This is a genomic window from Geothrix sp. (genome assembly GCF_049292215.1).
Classification (GTDB): Bacteria; Acidobacteriota; Holophagae; order Holophagales; family Holophagaceae; genus Geothrix.
This window is the reverse complement of the sequence record NZ_JBATQW010000004.1, coordinates 1-6672: the sequence shown is the minus strand read 5'-3', so window position 1 is coordinate 6672 and position 6672 is coordinate 1. Positions and strand designations below refer to the sequence as shown.

Genomic DNA, 6672 nt, shown 5'->3' with positions numbered 1-6672 from the left:
CTCCATAAGCCCACTTGACGCTGGATCCCGGCGACGTCCGCGTGGCCGGGGCTGGCCAGAGTCCAGCTAGGCGCGTGGGGGCGCCGACCCATTTAACGCTGGACTCGAACTGCATCCGGCTGCGCCGTCTGCCGGTCTCGCTCCCGGCCCTCCCCCGGAGGGCCTCCGCGAGCCCACTCGCTGGCCCGAGTCCAGCAAGGCGTACTGGTGCGCCTAGCTGGACTCGAACCAGCGACCTACGGCTTAGAAGGCCGTTGCTCTATCCACCTGAGCTATAGGCGCGCAGGGGATAGTCTAGCGGGTCGGCTCAGAAGTGGACCTGCACCTGCAGCATGGGGGCGGTGACGCGGCGGTTGGTGGCGGGGGCCGGGGCGTCGCTGTTCTGGCCGCCGAACTTGTTGTTCCAGTATTCGTAGCCCACGCCGGCGTAGACCTTCTTCTTGGTGCCGAAGACGGGGCTGACGTCCACGAGCAGTGACAGGTTGGCCAGGGTCTCGGGCTTGGTTTCCACCCCGAAGCCGTCCTTGCCCTTGGCGCCCACGTAGTTGGCGTAGCCCTTGAATTCGGCGCCCACGCGGCCCACCTGGAAGGGGAGGCCCCAGGCGGCGGAGATCAGGTACGTGGTCTTGAAGTCCACGGACTTGCCCACGATGCCGTTGTAGTTCTGCTCGTGGCAGCCCCAGAGGCCCAGGTCGAAGAAGCCGCTGCCCGCCTTGAAGTTCAGGGTGGGGCCCAAGACCAGGAAGCGCTTCTTGGACGCGAAGGCCGTGTCCTTGGCGTTGAAGTCGAAGCCGGCGGTGAAGGAGACATCGCGCACGGGGCCGAAGCCCAGGTTCTTTCCGCTGAGCTTGCCCAGGCTCAGGGCTGTGCGGTAGACCACATAGACCTCGTTGGCGCCGCTCTTGCCGTTGGCCGCCGGGTCGCCCTTGTCGGACATGAGCATGTCCACGTTGAAGAAGTTCGTGCCGTAGGCCCAGCCGCTGACGTGGTTGAGCTGGAGGATGTCCTTCTTGATGGTGCCATCGATGCCGGGCTCCCGGAACTGGTCGCTGGTGCGGTAGCCGAGGAAGGTGTCGCTCCAGTCGGCGGCGCCCAAGGGCAGGGCCGCAGCGGCGAGGAGGGCGAGGGCGAGCTTGGTCATGGGATCTCCGGAGTGGAAGCCGTCAACGGCTAGGCGGACAGGAACAGGAGCTTGAGGAGGAAGACGGCGGAGAGCGCGAGGATGATCGGGTTGACCTCCTTGAAGCGGCCCGTGGCGGCCTTCAGGATGGTGTAGGCGATCATGCCCAGCGCGATGCCATTCACGATGGAAAAGGTGAAGGGCATGACGATGACGGCCAGGTAGGCAGGGATGGCGTCCGTGATGTCGTCGAAGGCGATCTCCTTGATCTCGGAGAGCATGAAGAAGCCGATCATCATGAGCGCCGGCGAGGTGGCCTGCAGGGGCACCATCAAGAAGAGGGGTGACAGGAAGAGGGCGATGGCCAGCCAGCCCGCCACCACCAGGGCCGTGAGGCCCGTGCGACCGCCCTCGGCCACGCCCGAAGCGCTCTCGATGTAGGCGGTGATGGCCGTGGTGCCGAACATGGAGGCGAAGGTGGTGCCCACGGCGTCGGCCATGAAGGCCTTGGAGGCACCCGGGAAGCGGCCCTCCTTGTCCAGCATCTTGCCCTGGGCGCCGATGCCCATGAGGGTGCCGATGGTGTCGAACATGTCCACGAAGAGCAGGGTGAACAGGATGATGAAGATGTTGATCATCCCCCCCAGGGACTGGGTCCAGCTCCAGTCGTACTGGAACATCTTCGGCCAGACGGGGATCTGGAAGAGGGCGCCCTTGGGCAGGTGCGTGAACCCGCCGCCGAAGGAGACGGGCAGCAGGCCCACCAGGGTGATGACGAGGATTCCGATGAGGATGGCGCCCTTCACGCGTCTGGCCACCAGCACGGCGATGAGGAAGAGCCCCACCACGCTCCAGAAGGCGGGGGTGAGGTGCCCGTGGTCCCAGAACTTCGCGATGAAGAGGTTGTTCACGTCATGCAGACCGAACAGGGCCGAGGGATCGTTCTTCAGGATGGGGAAAACCGTGTCGGGCTCGAACTTCAGGCCCACCTGGGTGACGCCGGAATCCACGAAGCCGATGATGGCGATGAAGAGTCCGATGCCTACCGAGATGCCTTTCTTCAGGGAGAAGGGGATGGCGTCCATGAACTGCTCGCGCACCTTCATGGCGCTGAGGAAGATGAAGACGATGCCCTCCAGCAGCAGGGCCGTGAGCGCCACCTGGATGGTGTAGCCCATGCCGCCCTGGTTGGCGGGGGCGCAGACCGTGAAGGCGAAGAAGGCAGAGAGGCCAATGCCCGAGGCGAAGGCGATGGGCAGGTTCGCGTAGAAGGCGCCGATGAGAGTGGAGATGATGGCGCAGACCACGAAGGCCGTGAAGCCTTGGGCCGGGGCGATGCCCGCCACCTTGAGGAAGGCGTTGGGGATCAGCGAGATCACGTAGGCCAGCGAGATGAAGGTGGTGGTGCCCGCTAGCACCTCCGTGGCCACCGTGGTGCCCCTGGCCTTCAGGTTGAAGAAACGTTCCATGCGGTCCTCCGAAATGGGGATGAGAGATCAGTGCTGCGCGTCGGTGTCGTTGCTGAGGCCCAGGCGGTCGAAACCCCAGAACAGCAGGCTCAGGCCGATGGCCACCACGGTGCCCAGGGCCATGCCCTTCAGTTCGACGGTGCCCAGCTTCACGGCGGCGCCGCTGATGCCGCTGATGAGCACCACGGACGTGAGGATCAGGTTGCGGGACTGGGTGTAGTCCACCTTCTTCTCGATGAGCATGCGGATGCCCGCCGCGGCGATGACGCCGAAGAGCAGGATGCACACCCCGCCCATCACGGGCACCGGGATGCTACGGATGATGGCCGCCAGCTTGCCGGAGAAGGACACCAGGATGGCGATGCAGGCCGTGCCGCCGATGACCCACACGCTGTAGACCTTGGTGATGGCCATGACGCCGATGTTCTCGCCGTAGGTGGTGTTGGGGGTGGCGCCCACCAGGCCCGACAGCACGTTGGACAGGCCGTCCCCCAGCAGGGAGCGGTGCAGGCCCGGGTCCTTCATCAGGTCCTTGCCCACGATGTTGCCCGTGACCACCAGGTGGCCCACATGCTCGGCCAGCACCACCAGGGAGGCGGGCAGGATGATGAGGATGGCCTGGAGGTTGAAGGTGGGCGCGTAGAGGGTGGGCACCTGGAACCAGGGGGCCAGGCGCACCGCCTGGAAGTCCACCACGCCGAGACCCAGGGAGAGCAGGTAGCCGGCGATCACACCCAGCAGGACCGGGATCACCGCCAGGAAGCCCCGCAGCAGGACGGAGGCCAGGATGGTCACGGCCAGGGTGGCGAGGGACACCACCAGGGCCTTGGCCAGGGACATGCCCAGCACTGCGGGGCCGGGCGTGAGGCCCGCCATGTTGGTGGCCACGGGGGCCAGCTCCAGGCCGATGATGGCCACGATCGCCCCCATGGCGGCGGGCGGGAAGATGATGTCGATCCACCGGGTGCCCGCGAAGCGCACGACCTGGGAGACCAGGATGAAGATGAGGCCGAAGACGATGAAGCCGCCCTGGGCCGCGGGGTAGCTCAGGCCAGCCGCCAGCACGGCGAAGACCGGGGACAGGAAGGCGAAGCTCGAGCCCAGGTAGGCGGGAATGCGGCCCTTGGCCACCACGAGGTAGATCAGCGTCCCCACGCCGTTCATGAGCAGGCAGGTGGCGGGGTTCACCTTGAAGAGGAAGGGCACCAGCACCGTGGCGCCGAACATGGCGAACAGGTGCTGGAGGCTTAGGGGCAGGGTCTGCGCCAGGGGCAGGCGTTCGTGAACGTCGATGGTGCGGCGCAGCATGGGGGCCTCGGTTGGTGAGCATCCTGAGAGGGGTCATGACCACACGGCCTGCTACCAGCAGAGAGGGGGATGGACCCTGGCGAGGGGGGAACGCCTAGAGATTTTTTCAGACGACCCGTGGTGCGGGCGTCACATGTTGTTCACGTACCATGAGCACCCCGTCATCGAGGTGACCGCCTTGCGGCTACCGCCCGCTCCTGTACGCCACCATCGCTGCGACATGTTGTTACAACACCAGGGGTAGGTTGAAACCGGTGAGGAGAGCTTCCGAAGCGCGGTCTGTTCGGGTTCGGGTCTCGGCGGAATCAGGCCGGAATTAGACCCTTTGAACTACGGCTATTGAGAACGCAAATCAATAATCCACTTGGGGTTGCGATTGCGGAATCAAAGGATTTGCCTATGATCTGGAAATGCTTTGTACACAACCATGACAAAACAGCTAGAAGGGCTGTAGGAAGCATTCCCCAAAGAGCCCAGCATTCCATAACCTCTTCCGGGCATCTGCCGAAGAACTTGTACAGACAGCGGACCCAACCCTCCCCTTCTTCTTTCGATCCAGAAACCCGGACATGCGCTTTTCAAGGATGTGGGCCATGAAGGATCAGCGAACCAAGTGGCATCCCATCGCGGTCGCGGCGGTCCTCTGCGTCCTCGGCCTGTTCGGCTGCGGCGGCACCAAGAGCCCGGCCAACACCACCCAGTACTACGGGAGCTACCACCCGGCCGGCTGGATGGATGTGCACGGGGGCCAGGCCGTGGCCGGGCTCAGCGCCTGCACGAAGTGCCATGAGATCTCGATCCTCCGGGTGGGCAGCGGCATTCCGACCTGCATGACCACTGGGTGCCACCACCAGTCCACGCCCGGCTTTGCCGATCCCGGCAGCCACGGCCTGCGCGCCAAGGGGGCGCTGGCCACCCCGGCCGGCGCGGGCCTGGCCTCCTGCCAGATCTGCCACAACAAGGACTTTTCCGGCGGCCCCTCCGCCAATGCCTGCGCCACCTGCCACGGCGTGAGCGCCCCGCACCCGCCCAAGCCCTGGCGGCTGGGACCAGGCTCCACCTTCACGCACGTGACTGCGGATCCCTCCAATGCCGCCGTTTGCGCCCAGTGCCACTTCACGGGCTCGCCGATGAACCCGGTCGGCCATCCCGCCATCCCCGCGCCTGCGGGCACGCAGCCCGGCTGCTTCAACGCCACGCTCTGCCACGACAACAACATCGCTCCCCATGCCATCCCCTTCCTGAGCGGCATGACCGACAGCCGCGGGAACGGACACATGACAGTCACCGCCGCCGCCTTTGCTGCCGACTGTGCGTCCTGCCATGCCTATTCGGGGACCTCGCCCACCACGACGGCCCCGCTCTGCCAGGAGTGCCACGCCCTGGCGGATCCCACCCTGCCCGGCACCAATGCGGGCACCTGCCGGTCCTGCCACACCGGCACCAGCGGGCTGCCGAAGGGCCCCGGGGGCACGGGCTATCCCAGCATCGCGGGCGCCCACCTGAAGCACATGAACCTCCCCACAGGGCTGAGCTGCAACACCTGCCATGCCGGCAGCGGCAGCGGCACCTTCGAGCACTATGACAACGCCAATGCCCGGCTCTGGGAGCTCGCAGGGCCAGCCAGCGTGGCCATTGACACGACGTTCAGGGCCAAGGCGGGCGGGACGCCTGCCTTCAGCTATACAGCACTGACCTGCTCGAACGTGAGCTGCCACGGTGGTCAGGCCACGCCCGACTGGACCGTGGGTACCATCAACAGCGCCACCCAGTGCACGGCCTGCCACGTAGTTGCCAGCACCGCCGCCACCGCCACCCAGTACAACGACGCCTTCGGCCGCCACAGCCTGGGCTCCCACAACGCCACGAACCCCGCCGCCGCCATCGCCTGCACCACCTGCCACAACATGGCGAACGGCTCGGCCGGTGCCCTGGCGCACTTCAAGTACCTGCACACGACGGGCGTGGACGGCGTGGCCACCGGCACGCCGGCGGACCAGCTGCCCAGTGGGACCATCGTCTTCAATCCCGCCATCGTCACGGGGCCCGGGACCTATACCGTGAACAGCGCCACCCAGGGCAACGGCGGCTGCGCCCTCACCTGCCACACCCACATCCATGTCGCCGCCGTCAACACCTGGACCGCCTCCGGGCCGCCCCACCCGATCCCCTTCCTGACCGGCATGGCGACCACGCAGGGTAACGGCCACCTGAACGCCACCGCCGCCACCTTCACCGCCGACTGCGGCACCTGCCATGCCTACAGTGGCACATCCCCCATGGCGACGGCGCCCCTCTGCAGCGCCTGCCACAAGCTCGCGAATCCCACCGTGGTGGCCTCAGGGAAAGGCACTTGCCTGTCCTGCCACGCCGGCACCAGCGGCCTGCCGCAGGGACCCGGCGGCACCGCCTTCCCGAGCATCGCCGGCGCCCACGTAAAACACATGGGCCTGCCCACCGGCCTCACCTGCAGCGCCTGCCACGCCGGCAGCGGCACGGGCACGGCCGCCCACTACACCAACGCCGATTACCTGCACGGGACCCCCACGGCCCCGGCCTCTGTCGCCATCGAGGCGATCTTCAGTGCCAAGACCGGCGCCTCGGCCTTCACACCAGCCTCGCTCACCTGCTCGAACGTGAGCTGCCACGGCGCCCAGACGACCCCCAGCTGGACCACGGGCACGATCAACAGCCTCACCCAGTGCACCGCCTGCCATGGGGTCGCCACGACGGCTGTCACCGCCACCCAGTACAACGACGCCTTCGGACGGCACA

Annotated in this window: 4 protein-coding genes and 1 tRNA gene; 1 reads left to right on the top strand and 4 read right to left on the bottom strand. The window is 66.5% G+C overall.

From position 1 onward, the window contains the following. Positions 1-205: 205 nt before the first annotated feature. The 4 genes from WAS25_RS00605 to uraA all read right to left on the bottom strand — a co-directional run bounded on the left by WAS25_RS00605 (position 206) and on the right by uraA (position 3897). A tRNA-Arg gene (locus tag WAS25_RS00605) sits at positions 206-282 on the bottom strand. Between the two features lie 25 nt (positions 283-307). After that, positions 308-1141, bottom strand: coding sequence for a hypothetical protein (locus tag WAS25_RS00600; RefSeq protein ID WP_422309284.1), 834 nt, complete (start codon positions 1139-1141; stop codon positions 308-310). Positions 1142-1170: 29 nt separating this feature from the next. After that, positions 1171-2589 carry an NCS2 family permease gene (locus WAS25_RS00595; protein WP_422309282.1) on the bottom strand — a complete coding sequence of 473 codons (1419 nt, stop codon included), beginning with the start codon at positions 2587-2589 and terminating at the stop codon, positions 1171-1173. Positions 2590-2616: 27 nt separating this feature from the next. After that, entirely contained in the window at positions 2617-3897 is a 1281-nt protein-coding gene (uraA, locus tag WAS25_RS00590; protein ID WP_422309280.1) for a uracil permease, read from the bottom strand. Between the two features lie 593 nt (positions 3898-4490). Between uraA and WAS25_RS00585 the strand changes: the two genes are divergently transcribed. Beyond that, on the top strand, positions 4491-6672 hold a 2182-nt coding region (locus tag WAS25_RS00585), incomplete at its 3' end, for a CxxxxCH/CxxCH domain c-type cytochrome (RefSeq protein ID WP_422309278.1).